Annotated in this window: 29 protein-coding genes and 1 pseudogene; 27 read left to right on the top strand and 3 right to left on the bottom strand. The window is 47.1% G+C overall.

Features of this window, described 5'->3' with window-relative positions:
• Window positions 1-71 precede the first annotated feature (71 nt).
• From rplN to prfA, 21 genes are all read left to right on the top strand, one after another.
• Window positions 72-440 (top strand): 50S ribosomal protein L14, encoded by a 369-nt coding sequence (gene rplN / locus JGK20_RS02000; RefSeq protein WP_193973611.1) that lies wholly within the window; start codon window positions 72-74, stop codon window positions 438-440.
• Window position 441: 1 nt separating this feature from the next.
• On the top strand, window positions 442-804 hold the full coding sequence (gene rplX / locus JGK20_RS01995; RefSeq protein WP_293175986.1) for a 50S ribosomal protein L24: 363 nt from the start codon (window positions 442-444) through the stop codon (window positions 802-804).
• A 127-nt stretch (window positions 805-931) separates the two neighbouring features.
• On the top strand, window positions 932-1,477 hold the full coding sequence (rplE, locus tag JGK20_RS01990) for a 50S ribosomal protein L5 (protein ID WP_293150725.1): 546 nt from the start codon (window positions 932-934) through the stop codon (window positions 1,475-1,477).
• A gap of 23 nt (window positions 1,478-1,500) precedes the next feature.
• Window positions 1,501-1,905, top strand: coding sequence for a 30S ribosomal protein S8 (gene rpsH / locus JGK20_RS01985; protein ID WP_194010353.1), 405 nt, complete (start codon window positions 1,501-1,503; stop codon window positions 1,903-1,905).
• A 249-nt stretch (window positions 1,906-2,154) separates the two neighbouring features.
• Window positions 2,155-2,703: a 50S ribosomal protein L6 gene (gene rplF / locus JGK20_RS01980; protein ID WP_293133866.1), complete on the top strand. Its 549-nt coding sequence runs from the start codon at window positions 2,155-2,157 to the stop codon at window positions 2,701-2,703.
• Between the two features lie 2 nt (window positions 2,704-2,705).
• A complete protein-coding gene (gene rplR / locus JGK20_RS01975; protein ID WP_293175984.1) occupies window positions 2,706-3,068 on the top strand; it encodes a 50S ribosomal protein L18 in 363 nt (120 codons plus the stop codon).
• A 144-nt stretch (window positions 3,069-3,212) separates the two neighbouring features.
• Window positions 3,213-3,758, top strand: a complete 546-nt coding sequence (gene rpsE / locus JGK20_RS01970) for a 30S ribosomal protein S5 (RefSeq protein WP_293175982.1) — start codon at window positions 3,213-3,215, stop codon at window positions 3,756-3,758.
• 136 nt (window positions 3,759-3,894) lie between these two features.
• A complete protein-coding gene (rplO, locus tag JGK20_RS01965; RefSeq protein WP_293133857.1) occupies window positions 3,895-4,341 on the top strand; it encodes a 50S ribosomal protein L15 in 447 nt (148 codons plus the stop codon).
• Between the two features lie 103 nt (window positions 4,342-4,444).
• Window positions 4,445-5,749 (top strand): preprotein translocase subunit SecY, encoded by a 1,305-nt coding sequence (gene secY, locus JGK20_RS01960; protein ID WP_293175980.1) that lies wholly within the window; start codon window positions 4,445-4,447, stop codon window positions 5,747-5,749.
• A gap of 5 nt (window positions 5,750-5,754) precedes the next feature.
• Window positions 5,755-6,336 carry an adenylate kinase gene (locus JGK20_RS01955; RefSeq protein WP_293175978.1) on the top strand — a complete coding sequence of 194 codons (582 nt, stop codon included), beginning with the start codon at window positions 5,755-5,757 and terminating at the stop codon, window positions 6,334-6,336.
• Between the two features lie 413 nt (window positions 6,337-6,749).
• Window positions 6,750-6,974 (top strand): translation initiation factor IF-1, encoded by a 225-nt coding sequence (gene infA / locus JGK20_RS01950; protein ID WP_006276978.1) that lies wholly within the window; start codon window positions 6,750-6,752, stop codon window positions 6,972-6,974.
• Window positions 6,975-7,336: 362 nt separating this feature from the next.
• Complete coding sequence (rpmJ, locus tag JGK20_RS01945; RefSeq protein ID WP_015178722.1) at window positions 7,337-7,450, top strand: 50S ribosomal protein L36; 114 nt, start codon at window positions 7,337-7,339, stop codon at window positions 7,448-7,450.
• Window positions 7,451-7,538: 88 nt separating this feature from the next.
• Window positions 7,539-7,922: a 30S ribosomal protein S13 gene (gene rpsM, locus JGK20_RS01940; RefSeq protein ID WP_293175976.1), complete on the top strand. Its 384-nt coding sequence runs from the start codon at window positions 7,539-7,541 to the stop codon at window positions 7,920-7,922.
• A gap of 87 nt (window positions 7,923-8,009) precedes the next feature.
• Window positions 8,010-8,411 (top strand): 30S ribosomal protein S11, encoded by a 402-nt coding sequence (gene rpsK / locus JGK20_RS01935; RefSeq protein ID WP_265233150.1) that lies wholly within the window; start codon window positions 8,010-8,012, stop codon window positions 8,409-8,411.
• Between the two features lie 174 nt (window positions 8,412-8,585).
• Entirely contained in the window at window positions 8,586-9,530 is a 945-nt protein-coding gene (locus JGK20_RS01930; RefSeq protein ID WP_293133983.1) for a DNA-directed RNA polymerase subunit alpha, read from the top strand.
• A gap of 131 nt (window positions 9,531-9,661) precedes the next feature.
• Window positions 9,662-10,012 carry a 50S ribosomal protein L17 gene (gene rplQ / locus JGK20_RS01925; protein ID WP_293133831.1) on the top strand — a complete coding sequence of 117 codons (351 nt, stop codon included), beginning with the start codon at window positions 9,662-9,664 and terminating at the stop codon, window positions 10,010-10,012.
• A 29-nt stretch (window positions 10,013-10,041) separates the two neighbouring features.
• The gene (truA, locus tag JGK20_RS01920; protein ID WP_293175974.1) at window positions 10,042-10,884 is read left to right on the top strand and encodes a tRNA pseudouridine(38-40) synthase TruA; all 843 of its coding nucleotides are present in this window, start codon (window positions 10,042-10,044) and stop codon (window positions 10,882-10,884) included.
• Between the two features lie 117 nt (window positions 10,885-11,001).
• Complete coding sequence (gene rplM / locus JGK20_RS01915; RefSeq protein WP_293189578.1) at window positions 11,002-11,457, top strand: 50S ribosomal protein L13; 456 nt, start codon at window positions 11,002-11,004, stop codon at window positions 11,455-11,457.
• The gene (gene rpsI / locus JGK20_RS01910) at window positions 11,457-11,867 is read left to right on the top strand and encodes a 30S ribosomal protein S9 (RefSeq protein ID WP_236504525.1); all 411 of its coding nucleotides are present in this window, start codon (window positions 11,457-11,459) and stop codon (window positions 11,865-11,867) included. The genes rplM and rpsI overlap by 1 nt, the downstream gene beginning before the upstream one ends.
• 332 nt (window positions 11,868-12,199) lie before the next feature.
• Window positions 12,200-12,508 (top strand): 50S ribosomal protein L31, encoded by a 309-nt coding sequence (rpmE, locus tag JGK20_RS01905; protein ID WP_293175969.1) that lies wholly within the window; start codon window positions 12,200-12,202, stop codon window positions 12,506-12,508.
• A 314-nt stretch (window positions 12,509-12,822) separates the two neighbouring features.
• Complete coding sequence (gene prfA / locus JGK20_RS01900) at window positions 12,823-13,920, top strand: peptide chain release factor 1 (protein WP_293175967.1); 1,098 nt, start codon at window positions 12,823-12,825, stop codon at window positions 13,918-13,920.
• A gap of 16 nt (window positions 13,921-13,936) precedes the next feature.
• Here the strand turns inward: prfA and JGK20_RS01895 are convergent, their stop codons facing one another.
• Window positions 13,937-14,374, bottom strand: coding sequence for a hypothetical protein (locus JGK20_RS01895; RefSeq protein WP_293229129.1), 438 nt, complete (start codon window positions 14,372-14,374; stop codon window positions 13,937-13,939).
• Between the two features lie 138 nt (window positions 14,375-14,512).
• Here JGK20_RS01895 and JGK20_RS01890 point away from each other — a divergent pair, with 138 nt between their 5' ends.
• From JGK20_RS01890 to JGK20_RS01875, 4 genes are all read left to right on the top strand, one after another.
• The gene (locus JGK20_RS01890; protein WP_293175963.1) at window positions 14,513-14,878 is read left to right on the top strand and encodes a transcriptional regulator; all 366 of its coding nucleotides are present in this window, start codon (window positions 14,513-14,515) and stop codon (window positions 14,876-14,878) included.
• A 108-nt stretch (window positions 14,879-14,986) separates the two neighbouring features.
• Window positions 14,987-15,277, top strand: coding sequence for a helix-turn-helix transcriptional regulator (locus JGK20_RS01885; RefSeq protein WP_293175961.1), 291 nt, complete (start codon window positions 14,987-14,989; stop codon window positions 15,275-15,277).
• Window positions 15,278-15,318: 41 nt separating this feature from the next.
• Entirely contained in the window at window positions 15,319-15,570 is a 252-nt protein-coding gene (locus tag JGK20_RS01880; protein ID WP_293175959.1) for a hypothetical protein, read from the top strand.
• Window positions 15,567-15,899: a type II toxin-antitoxin system RelE/ParE family toxin gene (locus tag JGK20_RS01875; RefSeq protein WP_293175957.1), complete on the top strand. Its 333-nt coding sequence runs from the start codon at window positions 15,567-15,569 to the stop codon at window positions 15,897-15,899. The genes JGK20_RS01880 and JGK20_RS01875 overlap by 4 nt, the downstream gene beginning before the upstream one ends.
• A gap of 66 nt (window positions 15,900-15,965) precedes the next feature.
• On the opposite strand, the gene JGK20_RS01870 is transcribed toward JGK20_RS01875, so the two are convergent.
• Together JGK20_RS01870 and JGK20_RS01865 are read right to left on the bottom strand one after the other, a co-directional pair.
• Window positions 15,966-16,772 carry a pentapeptide repeat-containing protein gene (locus JGK20_RS01870; protein ID WP_293229125.1) on the bottom strand — a complete coding sequence of 269 codons (807 nt, stop codon included), beginning with the start codon at window positions 16,770-16,772 and terminating at the stop codon, window positions 15,966-15,968.
• 360 nt (window positions 16,773-17,132) lie between these two features.
• A pseudogene (locus JGK20_RS01865) lies at window positions 17,133-17,970 on the bottom strand (Rpn family recombination-promoting nuclease/putative transposase).
• Window positions 17,971-18,191: 221 nt separating this feature from the next.
• Between JGK20_RS01865 and JGK20_RS01860 the strand changes: the two are divergent.
• Window positions 18,192-18,455 (top strand): hypothetical protein, encoded by a 264-nt coding sequence (locus tag JGK20_RS01860; protein WP_293229122.1) that lies wholly within the window; start codon window positions 18,192-18,194, stop codon window positions 18,453-18,455.
• 90 nt (window positions 18,456-18,545) lie between these two features.
• A complete protein-coding gene (locus tag JGK20_RS01855; protein WP_293229119.1) occupies window positions 18,546-19,319 on the top strand; it encodes a GUN4 domain-containing protein in 774 nt (257 codons plus the stop codon).
• Window positions 19,320-19,406 lie beyond the last annotated feature (87 nt).

Below are 19,406 nucleotides of genomic sequence, written 5' to 3'. Positions count from 1 at the left end.
ATTAACCATCAATTAGCAGCAATTAGCACTTAGCAGTTAGCAAGCATCAAATTACCTTTTCCCCAATCACCATGATTCAACCCCAGACATACCTCAATGTCGCCGACAATAGCGGAGCCCGCAAGCTCATGTGCATCCGCGTATTGGGAGGCGGCAACCGTCGCTACGGCGGAGTCGGCGATGTCATCATTGCCGTCGTCAAAGACGCCATCCCCAATATGGCAGTCAAAAAATCCGATGTCGTCAGAGCCGTCATTGTCAGAACCCGCAAAGCCTTGCGTCGCGACAGCGGCATGAGCATTCGTTTTGACGACAATGCAGCCGTGATTATCAATCCCGAAGGCAACCCCAAAGGCACTCGCGTTTTCGGCCCAGTAGCCCGCGAACTGCGCGACAAAAACTTTACTAAAATCGTTTCCTTAGCCCCAGAGGTACTTTAAAATGTACGGAAAAAAGGGTAAACCAACTAGCGAACCGCAGCGCTACAGAATGCACGTCAAAGCAGGCGACACCGTGCAAATAATTACTGGCAAAGAGAAAGGAAAAGTCGGACAAATCTTAAAGACATATCCTAAAGTCAGCAAAGTAATTGTTAAAGGCGTAAATATCCGAACCAAGCACGTCAAACCCCAACAAGAAGGGGAATCGGGAAAAATCGTCACCTTTGAGGCTCCCATTCACAGCTCAAATGTGATGCACTATTCCGAAAAAGAGAAAGTCGCCAGCCGCGTCTGCTATACATTTAGTGAAGACGGCCGCAAACTGCGACAACTCAAAAAAACCGGAGAAATCCTCGATAATTAGTCATTAGTCCTCAGTCATTAGTCATTAGTCCTTAATTGGCAACTAACAACTGACAACTATCAACTGACAACTGACAAAGAACAATTCCCTGACCAAGCCCAGGGACAGTTAACGAAACACCAAAACTATGCCGGACAAACTCAAAGTTCTTTATCAAGGTAAAATCGTTCCCACACTGATGGATCAGTTTAAATATACTAATATCCATCAGGTTCCCAAACTTATCAAAGTTACCGTTAACCGCGGTTTGGGAGAAGCTTCTCAAAATGCTAAGGCACTGGATTCGTCGCTGAATGAAATTGCCATCATCACCGGACAAAAACCAGTGGTGACTCGCGCGAAAAAAGCGATCGCAGGCTTCAAAATCCGCAAAGGAGTACCAGTCGGCGTGATGGTGACACTGCGGGGCGATCGGATGTACGATTTTCTCGATCGGCTCATCAACCTCGCACTCCCACGCATCCGCGACTTCCGCGGCATCAGTCCCAAAAGCTTTGACGGGCGCGGCAACTACAGCTTGGGTCTGAGAGAACAGCTAATCTTTCCAGAAATAGAATATGACCGCATCGATCAAATTCGAGGCATGGACATTTCAATTATCACCACAGCAAACACCGACGAAGAAGGACGCGCCTTGCTCAAAGAAATGGGAATGCCCTTCCGGGACAACTAAGCAGTAGAGTAAGGATCTTTCACATGGCAGCTAACGATACCATAGCAGATATGTTGACGCGCATTCGCAATTCTTGCATGGCGCGCCACCAAACAACACAAATTCCAGCTACAAAAATGACCCGTAGCATCGCCCAAGTTCTCAAAAACGAAGGCTTTATCAGCGAATTTGAAGAAGCAGAACCAGAAGGCGTAAAGCGAACTATAGTGCTTTCTCTAAAGTACAAAGGTAAAACTCGCAAGCCCATTATCACGGCACTTAAGCGAGTCAGCAAACCAGGACTGCGCGTTTACTCGAACCGCAAAGAACTGCCCAGAGTATTAGGCGGAATTGGCATTGCCATTATCTCCACCTCCAGCGGCATTATGACCGATCGAGAAGCTCGACGCCAAGGTTTAGGCGGTGAAGTGCTTTGTTATGTTTGGTAGTCATTAGTCATTAGTCATTAGTCAGTCGATTTTAGATTTTAGATTAACTTGCAGCATTCAATCTGCAAGCTTAAACAAAAGTCTAAGATTTGGGGATTATCCACTCATGAGTGTCGGCGAATTGTACTTGTTTATTACGAGTCATTAATCACGCATACCATGGAAAAACACTCAAAAGTCGATCGCTAAAGACTAATAACTAGATACTAATAATCAAACACTAAAAACTAAAAACAAAGGACAAAAACTATGTCGCGAATTGGCAAGCGTCCGATTAGCATCCCCACAAAAGTCACCATCACCCTAGACGGTCAAAAAGTAGCCGTCAAAGGCCCTAAAGGTGAACTTTCCCGAGTAATCCCCGCCGAAATCCTCCTAGGAATGGAAGGCGAGACTTTACTCGTTACCCGCCGGGACGAATCTCGCGTCGCCAGACAATTGCACGGCCTCTGTCGCACCCTTGTCGCCAACATGGTCGAAGGTGTATCCCAAGGCTTTCAGCGTCGTCTGGAAATTATCGGCACAGGTTATCGGGCACAGGTTCAAGGACGGAACCTGATTTTAAACGTCGGTTACAGCAAGCCCGTTGAAATGCCTCCTCCAGAAGGCATCACCATGGCAGTTGAAGGCAACACCAACGTCATTGTCTCCGGTATTGACAAAGAACTCGTAGGCAACACAGCAGCCCGCATCCGCGCGGTGCGTCCGCCCGAAGTTTACAAGGGCAAAGGCATTCGCTACAGCGGCGAAGTCGTCCGGCGCAAAGCTGGTAAAACAGGCAAAACAGGTAAGAAGTAACAATGAAGCTTACTCGCAAAGAATCAGTCCACCGCAGACACCGCCGCGTGCGGCGCAAGGTATTCGGCACCGCCGAACGTCCCAGATTAGCGGTATTTCGATCGTCCAATCACATCTACGTCCAGGTAATCGACGACACGGCACAGCACACTTTGGCTGCTGCGTCAACCCTCGATCCAGAATTGAAAGCCGAACTCAGTTCGGGAGCCAACTGCAACGCCAGCACCCAAGTCGGTCAGTTGATTGCCAAACGGTGTTCCAGCGCTGGCATAGTCAAAGTCGTATTCGATCGCGGAGGCAACCTCTATCACGGTCGCGTTAAAGCCCTCGCCGACGCAGCTCGCGAAGCCGGGTTAGACTTTTAGGAAGAAGCAAGAAGGAAGAAGGAAGAAGGAAGAAGGAAGAAGGAAGAAGGAAAAGAGAATCTATAACAAAATTCTTAATTCCTAATTGTTAATTTCTCTATACCAACTACCAATTACTAATCCTCAATTCCCCAAGGACAAAACATGGCAGAACAAAAAGAACAGCGCAACAAGAAAAAAAGCAATAACAACAAAGGGCGCGAAAAAGAATCCGAATGGCAAGAACGGGTTGTTCAGATTCGTCGCGTTACCAAAGTAGTTAAAGGCGGTAAAAAACTCAGCTTCCGCGCCATAGTCATTATCGGCAACGAACGCGGTCAAGTTGGAGTGGGAGTCGGCAAAGCTAGCGACGTAATCGGTGCCGTTAAAAAAGGCGTCGCTGACGGCAAAAAGCACCTAATTGAAGTTCCCCTCACCAAATCAAACTCCATCCCTCACCCGATCAACGGTGCAGGTGGCGGAGCCAAAGTTATGATGCGTCCAGCAGCACCCGGAACCGGGGTAATTGCAGGGGGAGCAGTGCGAACTGTTCTCGAACTAGCAGGAGTCCGCAACATCTTAGCCAAACAGCTAGGTTCAGGAAATCCTTTAAACAACGCTAGAGCCGCAGTCAACGCCCTTTCCACTCTTCGCACCTTATCCGAAGTTGCTCAAGAGCGCGGAATTCCAGTAGAAAACCTCTACGGTTAAGGACTAGGGAACTGGAAATTGTCAGTTTTGAGTATTAAGTATTGAGTTTTGAATAAAAATCTTTCATTCCTCAAAACTCAAAACTCAAAACTACCAATTACCAATTACCAATTACCAATTACCAACTATCAAAACTATGAGATTGCAAGACGCCCGACCAAAAGCGGGTTCCACAAAACGCCCGCGTCGCTTGGGTAGAGGTATTTCTGCCGGTCAAGGCGCGAGTTCCGGTAAAGGGATGCGCGGTCAAAAAGCTAGAGCCGGTAGCGGCACTAGACCCGGTTTTGAAGGTGGTCAAAATCCTCTTTACCGCCGCCTGCCCAAGCTGAAGAGCTTCCCTTTAGTGAACCGGAAAGAGTACACTACCATTAATGTAAGTAAATTAGCATCACTGCCAGCAAACACAGAAGTTACTCTCACCTCTTTGATCGAAGCAAAAATTGTCACTACTGACGACGGGCCGCTGAAAATCTTAGGAGATGGCGAACTGAATGTGGCTCTGCAAGTGCGCGCGGCGGCCTTTACCGCAGGTGCTCGCACCAAAATTGAAGCCGCCGGCGGAAGTTGCGAAGTAGTTGCGTGAAGATTTGAGGTTTGAGAGTTTGTCCAAATCTCAAATCCTCTCTTCTTGCTATCAGAAAATGATTTAGTCGAAAATCCCAAATCTAAAATCCAAAATCGTAACTATGGACGTTAGTAAAGAGAAAGCGCCAACTGCACAAGAGACGTTCATGCAGATGGCTCAAGCTGCTGGTTTGCGGGGCCGCATCCTCGTCACCATTGGCTTATTGATTTTAGTGCGCCTGGGTGTTCACTTGCCAGTCCCCGGCATCGATCGCGCCGCCTTTGCCCAAAACGTCCAAAATAGCCCTTTAATTGGCTTTTTGGACTTGTTTTCAGGAGGCGGGCTGTCAGCTTTGGGGATTTTCGCGCTGGGGATTTTGCCCTACATCAATGCTTCAATTATTGTGCAACTCCTAACTGCGGCTCTGCCAAGTTTAGAAGATATGCAGAAAAATGACGGCGAAGCAGGGCGGCGCAAGATTTCTCAAATTACTCGCTACGTTTCTTTGGGCTGGGCTATTCTGCAAAGCATTGGCATTGCGATTTGGGTCAGCCCTTTTGCTCAGACTCCATCGGCTTTTTTCATCCCCCAGACTGCTTTGGCTCTGACAGCAGGGTCGATGTTTGTGATGTGGATATCGGAAGTGGTGACGGAGCGAGGTATTGGAAACGGAGCATCACTGTTGATTTTTATCAACATTGTGTCGGTTTTACCGCGCTCTTTGGGACAAACTTTTGAATTGGCTCAAAGTGGCGACACGCAAGTTGTCGGCCGCGTAGTTGTTCTGCTGCTGGTCTTTTTGGTGACGATTGTCGGGATTGTTTTTGTTCAGGAAGGTACTCGCCGCATTCCGATTATTTCTGCCCGCCGCCAAGTCGGTCGCAAAGTTTATCGGGAGAGTCGCAGTTATCTACCCCTGCGCTTGAATCAAGGCGGAGTGATGCCGATTATTTTTGCATCTTCGGTGTTGATTGTGCCTTCTTTCCTTGCTCAGTCTCTCAATCAGCCGTTTTTGGTTCAAGTTGCTAATGTGTTGAGTCCGAACGGCCCTGCGCCTTGGGCTTACGCGCTGTTTTATCTGACTTTGATTCTGTTCTTCAGCTATTTCTACGCTTCGTTGATTGTCAACCCCGTAGATATGTCTCAGAACTTGAAGAAAATGGGTGCCAGTATTCCTGGGATTCGTCCCGGTCAGAAAACCAGCGATTATGTGGAGAAGGTTTTGAACCGTTTGACTTTCTTGGGAGCGATTTTTCTCGGTCTGGTAGCTATTGTACCAACGGCTGTAGAAAGCGCGATCGGCGTCCAAACTTTTAGAGGGTTTGGTGCAACTTCCCTACTGATTCTAGTGGGTGTGGCGATCGAAACTGCCAAGCAAATTCAAACTTACGTCATCTCCCAGCGATATGAAGGAATGGTGAAGTAATCGCAATGCAATTGATTTTTATGGGGCCTCCAGGGGCGGGAAAGGGAACTCAGGCTCAGGTTTTAGCCGCTCTCTGGAAAATACCCCACATTTCTACGGGTGACATCCTTCGCGCCTGCGTGGTGGCGAAAACTCCCTTGGGTGTAAAAGCTAAATCCTACATGGATGCTGGTGAGTTGGTTCCCGACGAGTTATTGATGGATATCGTCCAAGAACGCATGAATGAACCAGATGCTGGTGCGGGCTGGATTCTCGACGGATTTCCCCGTACTGTGGCGCAGGCAGCGTTTTTTGACAAACTGCTGTGTGATGTTGGTACTGAGGGAAGTAAGTCTGGAAAGGATTGCGATCTGCGAGCTGTCAATTTGGACGTACCTGACAATGTTTTGGTGACTCGCCTACTGTCGCGGGGCCGCCAGGATGACAATGAGGAGACGATCCGGCGCCGGTTGCAAGTTTATCGCGAGCAAACTGAGCCTTTGATTGAGTTTTATAGCGCTCGCGAACAGTTAGTTGCGGTTGATGGCGATCGCGATATGGAAGTAGTCACCGCAGAACTGCAACAAGCGCTCTCTGGCGACTCTTGAACCCTCGCAATACAGCTTGTTACTCACCAGCTTTTGCTAAGATATGTTAACTAGGAGCTTTTTGTGCTATCAGGTTTTGTGAGGGTTGCTAGAAACAGGATTGAACTCGATTTTACTTGCTACAACTTTACTCAAGTAAAGCTGAAGCAAGGGGTTAATTGAGTCAAGCAGTCGATCGAGTTACCCGAATTATTGCCCCGTTCGCCTTCAACCCGCCCAAAACGGATACAAGCCACCGACAATCGTCGAGATCCCAAATTTTAGACCGAAGTTCCTGCTCCTTTGATGCATCTGTGGAGTAAATCTAAAATCTAAAATCTAAAATCGGCCGCTCCTTACTTGGTAAATAGGTTTTGAAGCAAACGCTGGGACACTCCTAGTTAATCAAATGTAGAGTTGAGGTAAATACCAAATTGTCTAAGCAAGATTTAATTGAAATGGAAGGGACAGTGACGGAATCACTGCCGAATGCGATGTTTCGCGTTGACCTAGATAATGGGTTTAACGTGCTAGCTCACATTTCCGGCAAGATCCGCCGCAACTACATCAAAATTCTGCCTGGCGATCGCGTCAAAGTTGAATTAACTCCCTACGACTTGACCAAAGGCAGGATTACTTATCGCCTTCGGAAAAAATAGGCTTAGATAAAACTTTCTAAAAACTAATTCTAAGTTTAATTAGAGAGAATTTGGTAAAAAGCTTCAAATTTATGCTATAATGCTACGTTTGTAGTGTTGCCGAGAAGGGCGTCAACAACCCAGCGGCGTACCGGGTTAAGTCATTGCTACGCCGTTTAAGTATCGATCGCCAACATTCTGGCGCAAGCGAACTTTACCCAGCAATGGGAGTGGGTGCAAGCGATCTCCTTCAAAAAACAACCCGCACTTTATACAATTTAATCGAGGAGAGGCCTACACCTTGCCCAGCCTCTCCTCCCACCGCTCTACGGGCCAGCGTGCGTGCTCTCCGGTAGAGCGGGGTTCTCCAGGCAGGAAGAAAGATGAAAGTTCGAGCATCTGTCAAAAAAATTTGTGAAAAATGTCGCGTCATCCGCCGTCGCGGTCGAGTGATGGTGATATGTACTAACCCGAAACACAAACAGCGCCAAGGTTAGAAAACGGGAAAATTGGGCTGGGCAATGCACGCAGGTGCTGCCTAATTCAATATTGTAGCCAAATAGGAAAACTAGGGAGACAAAAAGTGTGGCACGGATTGCCGGTGTAGACCTTCCACGCGATAAGCGCGTCGAAATAGGTCTGACATACATTTACGGAATAGGTCTGTCGCGGGCCCAAAAAATTATCGCTGCAACAGGCGTAAATCCTGACACTCGCGTCAAGGATTTAACAGAGGCCGACGTGACTACTCTACGGGCTCATGTAGAAAGCACCTACCAAATCGAAGGAGACCTCCGGCGCTGGGAGTCAATGAACATCAAGCGCCTGATGGATATCGGGACTTACCGCGGTCGGCGTCACCGTTTGGGTCTGCCGGTGCGGGGTCAACGAACCCGTACCAACGCCAGAACCCGTCGCGGCGTCCGCCGTACAGTGGCGGGCAAGAAAAAAGCACCGTCCAAGAAATAACAGCAGTTTGCAGGAAATTTATGTTCCTGCTGACTGTTTCCCCGCCTTTGGGGAGAGTAATTCAATGAAAACGATAAAGAGACTAATATGCCGCCACGACAACAAACAGGCAAGAAATCTGGTGCAAAAAAGCAGAAGCGTAACGTACCGAATGGGGTAGGCTACATCCAGTCTACCTTTAACAATACGATTGTGACTATTACCGACCTAAATGGCGAAGTAATATCCTGGGCATCAGCAGGTTCCAGCGGTTTCAAAGGAGCTAAAAAGGGTACTCCCTTTGCAGCTCAAACAGCAGCAGAAAGTGCAGCCCGCAGAGCCAATGACCAGGGAATGCGCCAAATAGAAGTAATGGTAAGCGGGCCGGGAGCAGGTCGAGAAACTGCAATTCGGGCCTTGCAAGGGGCGGGACTGGAAATTACCCTGATTAGAGATGTTACCCCAATTCCTCACAACGGCTGTCGCCCTCCCAAGCGGCGTAGAGTCTAAAACGATTTGAGATTTTAGATTTTAGATTTTGGATATTGGCTAACTGCTTAAAGTCAAAAACTAATGGTTCTAACTGTTGCCCCGTCCATCCAAAATCCGAAATCCGTTCAGGGGTATGCTCTGCAATCTAAAATCCAAAATCAAAAATCCAAAGTGGAAAAGGGAGGTCACTCCGTGGCGCAGTTTCAAATTGAATGTATAGAGTCTAACACTGACAAAGACCGCAGTCAGTACGGAAAATTTGTTCTAGAACCGCTCGATCGCGGTCAGGGAACAACTGTTGGGAATGCGCTCCGGCGAGTTCTGCTGTCAAATTTGGAAGGAACAGCAGTAACTTCAGTCCGCATCGCGGGCGTCAATCACGAGTTTGCCACGATCGAAGGGGTACGTGAGGACGTTCTGGAAATTCTCCTGAACATGAAAGAGGTTGTTCTAAAAACTCATTCCCAGCAGCCACAAATCGGTAGGTTGCGGATTGAGGGGCCAGTTACAGTTACTGCCGATCGATTCGATTTGCCCTCTGAGGTGGAATTGATCGATAAATCGCAGTACATTGCGACTCTCTCACCGGGATCTGTTCTGGAAATGGAATTCAGAATTGAAAAAGGCATCGGATATCGAGCAGTAGACCGCAGTCGCGATGATGGGTCGGCTTTGGATTTTCTCCAAATTGACGCCATCTTTATGCCGATTCGCAGAGTCAACTACAGCGTGGAAGATGCTCGGCTCGGTGGCAGTTCTGAGAAAGACCGGCTGGTTATGGAAATCTGGACTGATGGCAGCGTGACTCCTCAAGAAGCTCTGAGTCAATCTGCACACATCCTGGTAGATTTATTTGCACCTCTCAAAGACATCACCCAAGATTCTCTCAAACCCGAGTATCCAGGTGAGGCCGATCCTACGAGCCAAATTCCGATCGAAGAATTGCAGTTGTCAGTCCGGGCTTACAACTGTCTCAAGCGGGCTCAGATCAACTCAGTTGCAGACTTATTGGATTATACCCAAGAAGACTTGCTCGAGATTAAGAACTTCGGGCAGAAGTCCGCAGAAGAAGTGATTGAAGCTTTACAAAAACGCTTGGGCATTACTTTGCCACAGGAAAAATCAGCTAAAAGTTAATCAACGGGTAACGGGTAAAAAAGTTCTGCATTTTCAGTGCGTGAGTTCTTCAGAACCAAGAAGAATTCACCCCCGAGTTCGCAGACTGTCTATCCCCGCGCCCAATTACCAATTACCAATTACCAACTGCTATGCGTCACCGCTGTCGCGTCCCCCAACTAAACAAACCGGCTGACCAGCGCCGCGCCATGTTGCGCTCGCTGACCACCGAATTAATCCGCCACGGTAAAATCACTACCACTCTCGCCCGCGCCAAAGCGCTGCGTCCAGAAGCGGACAGAATGATTACCTTGGCCAAAGATGGCTCCTTGGCCGCTCGCCGGCAAGCTATGGGCTATATCTATGACAAACAGTTAGTACACGCCTTGTTTGAGGCTGCCCAAGAACGGTACGGCTCGCGCAACGGGGGCTACACCCGCGTAGTGCGAACTGTCCCCCGCCAAGGAGACAATTCCGAAATGGCGATCGTTGAACTGGTTTAATGCAATTTTGGGTGGGAGATTTTTGATTTATGACTGACAATCCAAAATCCCCAATCGAAAATGCCCGATCGACACAACGCATTGCTTTGGTAATCCAATACCTCGGCACTGACTTTCACGGTTGGCAGCGACAGCCGAACCAGCGTACAGTACAAGAAGAAATTGAAACAACAATATCGAATGTGCTGGAACGCCCGGTAACGCTGTACGCGGCCGGGAGAACTGATGCGGGAGTTCACGCCGCTGCTCAAGTAGCCCATTTTGATGCTGATGGCCCAATTCCGGCTCACCGCTGGGCAAGCGTTCTCAACTCTCGACTGGCAAAAGATATTTTAATTCGAGCTTCGGCAAAGGTGGAACCTACCTGGCACGCTCGGTTCTCAGCCAGTTGGCGGCGCTATCGCTACACCCTTTATACAGACCCGATTCCTAATCTGTTTGTGCGTCCTTATGCTTGGCACTGCTATCACGCACCTGTGGACGAATCTTTGATTCAGGCAGCTTTGACACCGCTAATCGGGCGCCATCACTTGGCTGCTTTCCACCGGGCAGGGTCTGCTCGCCCCCATTCTTGGGTGGACGTACAAGCGGCAGAGTGTCACCGTTCTGGGCCTCTTATCTATATTGAGGTTCAGGCGAGCGGGTTTCTGTACGGGATGATGCGGCTGCTGGTGGGGTTGCTGGTGCAGGTGGGTCGGGGGGAAAGGGCGATCGACAATTTCACTGATATCTGGGTCAACGAACGCCGAGAAATGGTAAAATACGCCGCTCCCGCTCAAGGTTTATGCCTGTTGCGGGTTGGCTATCAGGACTTTCCCTTTCCCACCGATGTTTGGTACGACACTCAGCCCAAATTAGTTATTGGTTATTAGTTATTAGTTATTAGTTATTGGTTATTAGTTATTGGCAACAACTAACAAATAACAACTAACAAATAACAACTGACAACTAACAAATAACAATTAACAAATAACAACTGACAACTAACAATGAACAAAACTTACGTCCCTACTAAAGACTCCCTAGAGCACAAGTGGTACGTGGTCGATGCCGCCGACCAGCGCCTGGGCCGTCTGGCAACAGAAGTTGCCATGCACCTCCGGGGCAAACACAAACCCACTTACACTCCTTCCATGGATACCGGCGATTTCGTAATTGTCATCAATGCTGACAAAATCGCTGTTACTGGCAAAAAACGCACCCAAAAAATCTACCGCCGCCACTCTGGCAGACCGGGCGGCATGAAAACAGAAACTTTTGCCAAATTGCAAGCACGTTTGCCCGAAAGAATTGTCGAAGAAGCGATTCGGGGAATGCTGCCTCACACATCTCTGGGCAGACAACTGTTTACTAAGTTGAAAGTGTACGCTGGCCCTAACCACCCGCACGCAGCTCAACAACCAGAAGAATTAATTGTTCACACGATTCCGGGAGGAAATGAGTAATGCAAGCAACAGATACCGGCCGCGCTGTGTACTGGGGTACAGGCCGCCGCAAGTGTTCCGTAGCGCGGGTACGTTTGGTTCCCGGCACAGGCGTACTGACTGTCAATGGTAAAGAGGGAGATTTGTACCTGCAATTCAACCCCACTTATTTGGCACTCGCTAAGGCTCCTTTGGAAACTTTGGGTCTAGAAAATGAGTACGACATTTTGGTGAAAGTCGAAGGCGGCGGCCTGACAGGTCAAGCTGACTCGATTCGTTTGGGTGTCGCTAGAGCACTTTGTCAGTTAGACCCGGACAACCGGAAACCTCTGAAGATTGAGGGCTATTTGACTCGCGACCCGCGGGCTAAAGAACGTAAAAAGTACGGTTTGCGGAAAGCTCGCAAGGCTCCTCAATACTCGAAACGTTAAACAGTTGACAGTTGACAGTTGACAGTTGACAGTTGACAGTTGAGCTTTTTAATACTGGGATTTAACTCTCCGCTAAGCCCTAGCGTAGTTCTCAAAACAATTCGGCTTCCTGGAGTGGAGGTTTTAAACCCTGAATATTTGCTAAGAGCAAGGAAGAGGGAAGAGGGAAGAAAGAAAAATTTTCTAGATTCCATCCTCCTTTTTTCAAGGTTTTTTTCAGATTCCTGATTCTGGTTTTCAAAGCAGATAGGGCAAAATTACGGCTGTTGTTGGCGTACAAGTCCGATGACGGCTAAAATGGTTGTAAAGTCAAAAATTAGAGAGTAAAAAAAATGGCGAAAGAAGGCATTCACCCTGAGTGGTATCCCGAAGCTCAGGTTTATTGCAACGGCGAACTTGTGATGACTGTTGGTTCGACTAGACCAAAGCTTCAAGTTGATGTCTGGTCGGGAAATCATCCTTTTTATACTGGCACTCAGAAGATTATTGATACTGAAGGTCGTGTGGAACGCTTTATGCGGAAATACGGCATGACGGAAGTAGAAATGCCGAAGGCAGATGCTATGTCGGGGCCGCTGAAAATGGAAGACCCGAAAGCAGATGCTGCTAAGGCTGCTGCTAAAGGCAAAAAGAAGAAGTAGCCGGATTGTCATTTGTCCGCAGTCGGTTGGAAGTAGTTTTTTTCTACTGGTAACTGACTGCTCTCGGATTTTGGATTTGAGATTTGAGATTGCTACGGCCCTTCCGCTGAGGAAAGATCGCGATTCTATCCCAACTTCTCTTCAATTCTAAAATCTAAAATCTAAAATCTATCCGCCCTCGGATTGGAGAGCTTAGACTGAAGAGTTGCTACGGCCCTTCCGCTGAGGAAAGATCGCGATTCTATCCCAACTTCTCTTCAATATCTAAAATCTAAAATCTAAAATCTAAAATCGATTGACGGAGGACATTTGACATGGCTGAATCTTATTTGCTGGATAAATTGAAGTCGGTGGAGCAAACTTTTCATGAGTTGACTCGCCGCATGGCTGACCCGGATGTGGCTAGGGATAATTATGAGTTTCAGCGGGTGGCAAAAGCTCGATCGTCCTTGGAGGAAGTGGTCGATACTTTTGACCTGTGGAAAACTACTCAGGAAGATTTGGTGGGCGCGCGGCAAGTTCTTAAGGAAGCTGCGAGCGATCGAGAAATGCAGCTTATGGCCGGGATGGAAGTTGAGGAACTTGAGTCGAAGCTGGAGAGTTTGGAAAGTCGTTTGAAGGTGTTGCTGCTACCGCGCGATCCGAACGATGACAAGAATATTATGCTGGAAATTCGGGCGGGTACTGGCGGAGATGAGGCTAGTATTTGGGCGGGTGATTTGCTGCGGCTGTATTCGCGCTACGCTCAAACTGAAGGCTGGCAGGTGAAGTTGGTGAGCGAGTCACTGGCGGACATGGGTGGTTTTAAAGAGGTGATTCTGGAAATCACGGGGGATAGCGTTTATAGCAAGCTGAAGTTTGAGGCTGGAGTGCACCGGGTGCAGCGAGTGCCGGTGACTGAAGCTGGTGGCCGGGTGCATACTTCGACGGCGACGGTGGCGGTGATGCCGGAGGTGGATGAGGTGGAGATTCATATCGATCCGAAGGATATTGAGATGAGTACGGCTCGATCGGGCGGTGCTGGCGGCCAAAACGTGAACAAGGTTGAAACTGCTGCGGATTTGTTTCACAAGCCGACGGGGATTCGGATTTTCTGTACTGAGGAGCGCAGTCAGTTGCAGAATAAGGAGCGGGCGATGCAGATTTTGCGGGCTAAGCTCTATGATATGAAGTTGCGGGAGCAGCAGGATGAGGTGAAGTCGCGGCGTTTGGCTCAGGTTGGTACTGGTTCGCGATCGGAAAAAATTCGCACGTACAACTATAAGGATAACCGGGCTACCGACCACCGTTTGGGGGAGAATTTTTCGCTCAATAGTGTTTTGGAAGGGGATATTGAGGAGATTATTCAGACTTGTATTTCTCAGGATCAGCAGGAACGTTTGGTCGAGTTGGCTGCTTCTACTTCTAATTAATTGGTTGATGGGGAACTTAGGCGCATTGTTTGCTGAGCCTTTGTTCCCTGATGACTTGACGGATGTGGTTGAGTAGGGCTTCCCAAATTGCATCGGCGATCGCCACTGGATACTTGAAATGTTCGAGGTCGTACTGTACGATGATTTCTAGGGGTGCGAGAGTTTGCTGGTTTCGACAACTGGCAATTGTGGCGATCGTCTCTTGCTGCCATCTGGCAAATAGTCGGTAGCTGAAAAAGGAACTGCATTTTTGTCCTTTCTTGTTCAGGTAAACGACTATTACTTGATGTTGTTTGGGGTAGACTTTGACTATGCGGTTGACGGGCATTCTCAGAGCTTCGGCTGCTTCTATTTTGGAGATTTGCCAGCACTGAGGTTTTAGCCAACCGGAGGCTGTAAGGCTTTGACGGGTGCGGCTGGGCTTGTGAGTTTTTAGATTGCGTCTCTTGGTCATTTGTATTTCTCCCAAATCTGTTTTAATTAAAATTAAAGCTTTCAATCTACTTAAAATACTATCTGTTAAATCTTCTCCTGTCAAGCAAGACAGACAAATTTGTTGGTACACAAGTAAACTAGGAATTGTGGTTATCTCGTGGCTGATACCGTGGACGCAGAAGCTAAGAAAAAACTGAGTGAGGTTGTTAAGTTAGCGCGGGGCTCGATGAGCCTGACTTCTTTTGGCAAGCTGTTGGGAGTTTCTGCTGCTTCTGTCTTGTATTGGGAAAAGGGGCAGGTACTTCCAGATACGAAAAATTTGACTCAGATTGCTACAAGAGCAGGCTTTACGATGGAAGAGCTTATGGCTCATCTCGAAGGTAAGCCGGTGCAGGAACCGGTCAATACCAATGAGCTGCTGAAGAAAATTCAGTGTATGCCGATTAGTGAGTTGGCGGTGATTGGTAGAGCCGTGATGGATAGGCTCGCTGCTGCTGCTGAGTCTTCTGGGAAATATAGTTGATGTATCAGTTTGTAAGTAGACTGGTAGGTACGATCGCATAGCTTTTCAGTTGTGAACATCCAAAATAGACAAAAACTTAGTGAAATCATCAAAACTGCTCGTGGAACAATGAGTCAACGAGCGTTTGGCAAGCTTTTGGGCGTTTCTGCTACCGCTGTTCAGCTTTGGGAAAGGGGCGATACGGTTCCCGATACTGAAAACTTGGGTAAGCTCGCTGCCAGAGCAGGCTATACTCTGGAAGAGTTTCTCAGCTTTTTGGATGGCAATCCAGTCTCGCAACCACCAGAAATTAACGATATTGTCAAAAAAATTCAGTTTTTGCCTCTAAGTCAGGTGGCGCTAATTGGCAAAGCTGTAGCGGATAGATTCGCTGCGTCGGCTGAGGCTGCTGGAGAATGAATATGAGGCAAATTTATCTGTAAACTAGGAGTTGTGTTTAGATGAACGTTATTCTTGCCATACCAGAAGAGCTGCAAATCTATATTGACGCTCAAATTCAGACAGGGGCTTATGCCAGTGCGGTAGAGTATTTTCTAGATTTGGTGCAGCAAGATCGCCAGCGAAAACACGCACAAGCCAAACTAGAAGGTTTACTGCAAGAGGGTTTAGACTCGGATGGAGAACCCGTTACGGCTGCGTACTGGCAGAATTTGCGGGCATCTCTTTTGGGTGGCGATTCACAACCAGTATGAGCGATCGATTAATTGTCAAAAATCGTGCCACACAGGATCTCAGACAACAGGCAAACTATATTCTGGTCAATGGAAATGCTCGTGCTGCGGAGCGATTTCTGGAGTTAGCCGAAGCCTCTTTTGCCCAATTAGCGACGATACCGGGAATGGGAAAAGTCGTGCGATTAATCTCTTCTCGGATGGGGGAGATTCGTCAGTGGCGAATTAAGGATTTTCAAGATTATCTAATTTTTTACCGGATTCAAGACGATCGGGTGGAGGTTCTCCGTGTTTTGCATGGTGCTAGGGATTTGGAAGATATTTTGTCTAATCTTGATGAAGAAGTTTAAGGCTCCCATAAGATGTTTTCGATCGCCGCTCGATACAGGAATACGCCTTAACTAAATGCGATCGCCCTATCCCTGACTCAATAAATCTAAAAACTCTTGGACAATGCGATCGGGTTCTTCTGTACATCTGTTAGCGTCGCAATAGTGGATGATGCTGATACCGTGAGATGCAAACAGCCGATCGCGCGTTTCATCTTTTTCTGTGTCGGGATGCGATATTTCCAGAATACCCCATTTGCCTTGGTGAAATATGAGGAAATCTGGTTCTTGGTTTTGTCGGCCGGAGGGTGTGGTGAGGCGGGCTTTGGAGTTGGGGAAGAAGAGGACGGAAGTGCGATCGAGCGCTTCGGCTATTTTTACTTGTTCTTCACAGTGAAAGCGCAAATCATTCCAGTGATAAATCCGTTCTTTTGTGCTTGACAAAACTCCCTGGTTATGCGGGTTTTCAGACTTAATAATTTCATCTGATACTGTATGATAATCAGATAGAATTGCACCGTGTAAATCTGCTGACGAATCAGATTCACTTAAGTTTGCGAATGATAGTCTCGCTCCGCTTAAGTTAGCACCGCTGAGATTAACTCCAATTACTTGAGTTCGATGTAATATCACTTGATTTCGTCGCCAGTACCGCTTAAAAACAGAGCGTAAATTATTTTTTTTTACTTTTTCATCAAAAGCCTCTGAGAGTTGTTTCCAGAGTTTAGCCGCCAGCGCTTTGATGTATTCATCATTATATTGAGAAAGTTGAGAAATTTCTTCGTAGGAATGTCTGCCTTCCCAGCATTGTCTGAAGATGAGCTCTTGCACGTCGTTTAAGCCTTCGCCATCAAGGAGGGTTTCTGCGATCGCGATTGCTTCATCAACGGTCATGGCTTAAGTTTCCTTGGAGTATATATCTGGTGAAGTTTTGACAATAATACCATTTTTTTATGATGCTGCATAGAATCCGATCCCCCCTAGCCCCCCTTAACAAGGGGGGGACAAGACTCTTCTCAAAGTCCCCCTTCTTAAGGGGGATTTAGGGGGATCGAGATATGTGCAACGACCCATTAAATTAATATAATACCAATTTTTTGTGAGGCTGCATAGAATTTTATCCCCCCTAACCCCCCTTCTTAAGGGGGGGGACAAGAGTGCGTTCAAAGTCCCCCTCTTACTAAGGGGGATTTAGGGGGATCGGAATATGTGCAACGATCCATTAAATTAATATAAGAGGCTATATCTTAGCAATTAAGGCTGATGTTCATTCAACCAATTGGTTAAATCTGAGGCTTCTGAAAAATCGAGCAGCGCCTCTCCTAAATCCTCTAATTCTTCTACGGATAAAGTCTGAATTTGCTCGGTTGTTTCAGGTGCGATCGGACCAATCCGTCGAATCAACAGGCGAGTGAGCAACGACAGCGCCTCATCTTTCCTTCCTTCAAGGAGGCCTAGTTGTCTTCCTTCAAGGAGGCCATCTTCGCGAATTTCTTGGTAAATCACAGAACCGCGCATAGTTTCCTTCCTAAATAGTTGTCTGATTAAGTCTTTTTCAAATCTCAAACCTGCGAGCACTTGGGTACAAGCGAGTAAATCTGCTTGTTGGGTAGCTTCTTCTATTGTAGCAATCTGAGTAGCGATTTGCTCTAACAAAGTTCGCGGCGAGTTGGTTTGGGATAGTGTCGCCAGTGGGAGTAAGCCGGGGACGGACAGCAGTAAAGCGGGGTCTTGTTCCCAGAGGCGAAGCACTCGATAGCCGTGTCGGGTGTTCGCGTCTGTGTACTCGGATACAAAAACAAAAAATTACTACTTGATTGATGGAACAAGAGTATTGCCGTTTGAGCCTGACGTAGTAGTCTAGCATTCTGAAGGCGATCGGCGGGTCGGAGTAGGGTCGGGTTTCAAATTCCAGATGTAGGATTTGGCGATCGGTTTGGAGGAAGACGAGAGAATCTGCGCGGATTGGTTCTTGGATGAGTTCGGTTTTGAGTACCTGAATGTTGGTGGGTTCGTCAATTGGTAGCAGCCAGCGGACGAAGGCGGCGGGGAATTTTTCGGCTAGATATTTGCAGGTGTTGTCGTAGGCCAAGGAAGTTGGGTTGTCAGAGGGGTGATTTAGAAGAGTTTAACTCTAGCGGCATCTACCTGAGAGAAGATTTTAGGGCGATTTGGGGAAAGTCCTTACTTTTTGTCACTTTTTGTCACTTTTTCTCACTGACAAAGCTGAAGTTGACTCATTAGAATACTTTAATGCCAGGAGCTGGCTAGCGTTCATGTTTACAAATTACCCTAGCAGAGGAGTTGACAAAAGTGAGTTTACCATACGATCTAGCGGAAAAAATTCGGAATATTATGAGTTTTTTGGCTCTAGCTCAAGGAATTTTATCGCCATCACAGGTTGCTGATATTCCGAATGTGACAATTGTATCTCAATTTCACGAGCAAATCGGAATAGCAGACCAGGAAGAAAAAGAGAGAGTAGAAAGGGAAATACAAAAAGTAAAATCCAATCAATCGATCATGCTAGAGATATCCAAAGAAACTGGCTATGGTAGCGGTAATTATGGCGGATAAACTAATTTTAATTGATTTTTACCAGTAGAAACAACCATAAGGGGGATTGAGTTACAATCCCCCGCTACACTTACCAAAGGATAACTATCAATGTGGATTTTGATTTTAATTGTGTTGGCTGTAGTTATCTACTTCGTGATGTCACAGGCATCAAGCACCAATCAATCTAGTAAGGCATCAAGTAGGACTAAAGCCAGTCAAGTTGATTATTCAAGTCTTCAAGTTGATTATTCAAATCTTGAAGTATCACTTGAGAGCAGCATCTCTACTCACTATAGCTACACACGCCTTCGTGACCTACTAGCAGAAGGCAAATGGAGAGAAGCCGATCAAGAAACCGGCAAGATGATGCTCAATGTAGGAAATGCAACAGTAGAGAGAAAAATCCAATCTGGAGAATATAAGTATGCTACGGTGGATAATCACCGTGTCAGTTGCCAAAGTGCCGACTACTTCCCTTGTACTGATCTTTGTACTATTGATCGACTTTGGCTTAAATATAGCAATGGTCGCTTTGGATTTAGTGTACAAAAAAGAATTATATCAGAACTAGGGGAGGATGCACTATCCCTTATGTCTTTAAAAAAAAGAGGAAAAGGAACTGACTCTCAGGCACTTAAAGAGAAAATTGAATTAAGAGAGGAATTCATAAAACGCATAGGATGGTACGATCCTGACAACCTGGGTCAATATACAAAACAATATAATGATCTTACTTTTGCAACCCAGGCTCCCTATGGACATCTTCCTACAGCTTATTACTGGGAGGAAGGACATGGTTCGTTTACGAAAAATGAGGCACTGAATGATTCTGTCTTACTAAACATCTTGTATAGGCTTTCAATTTGCGGTATTGCTCTGTAGTCAAAATCCTGGTCACATAAACTTGTTTACACACTTGTATAGAACATGGGATTGAGTGACGATCGCCCTTTCACTCCTAAAAGCGAT

It is taken from the genome of Microcoleus sp. PH2017_05_CCC_O_A (genome assembly GCF_020738785.1).
GTDB lineage: Bacteria > Cyanobacteriota > Cyanobacteriia > Cyanobacteriales > Microcoleaceae > Microcoleus.
This window is presented reverse-complemented; position numbering and strand designations above follow the sequence as displayed.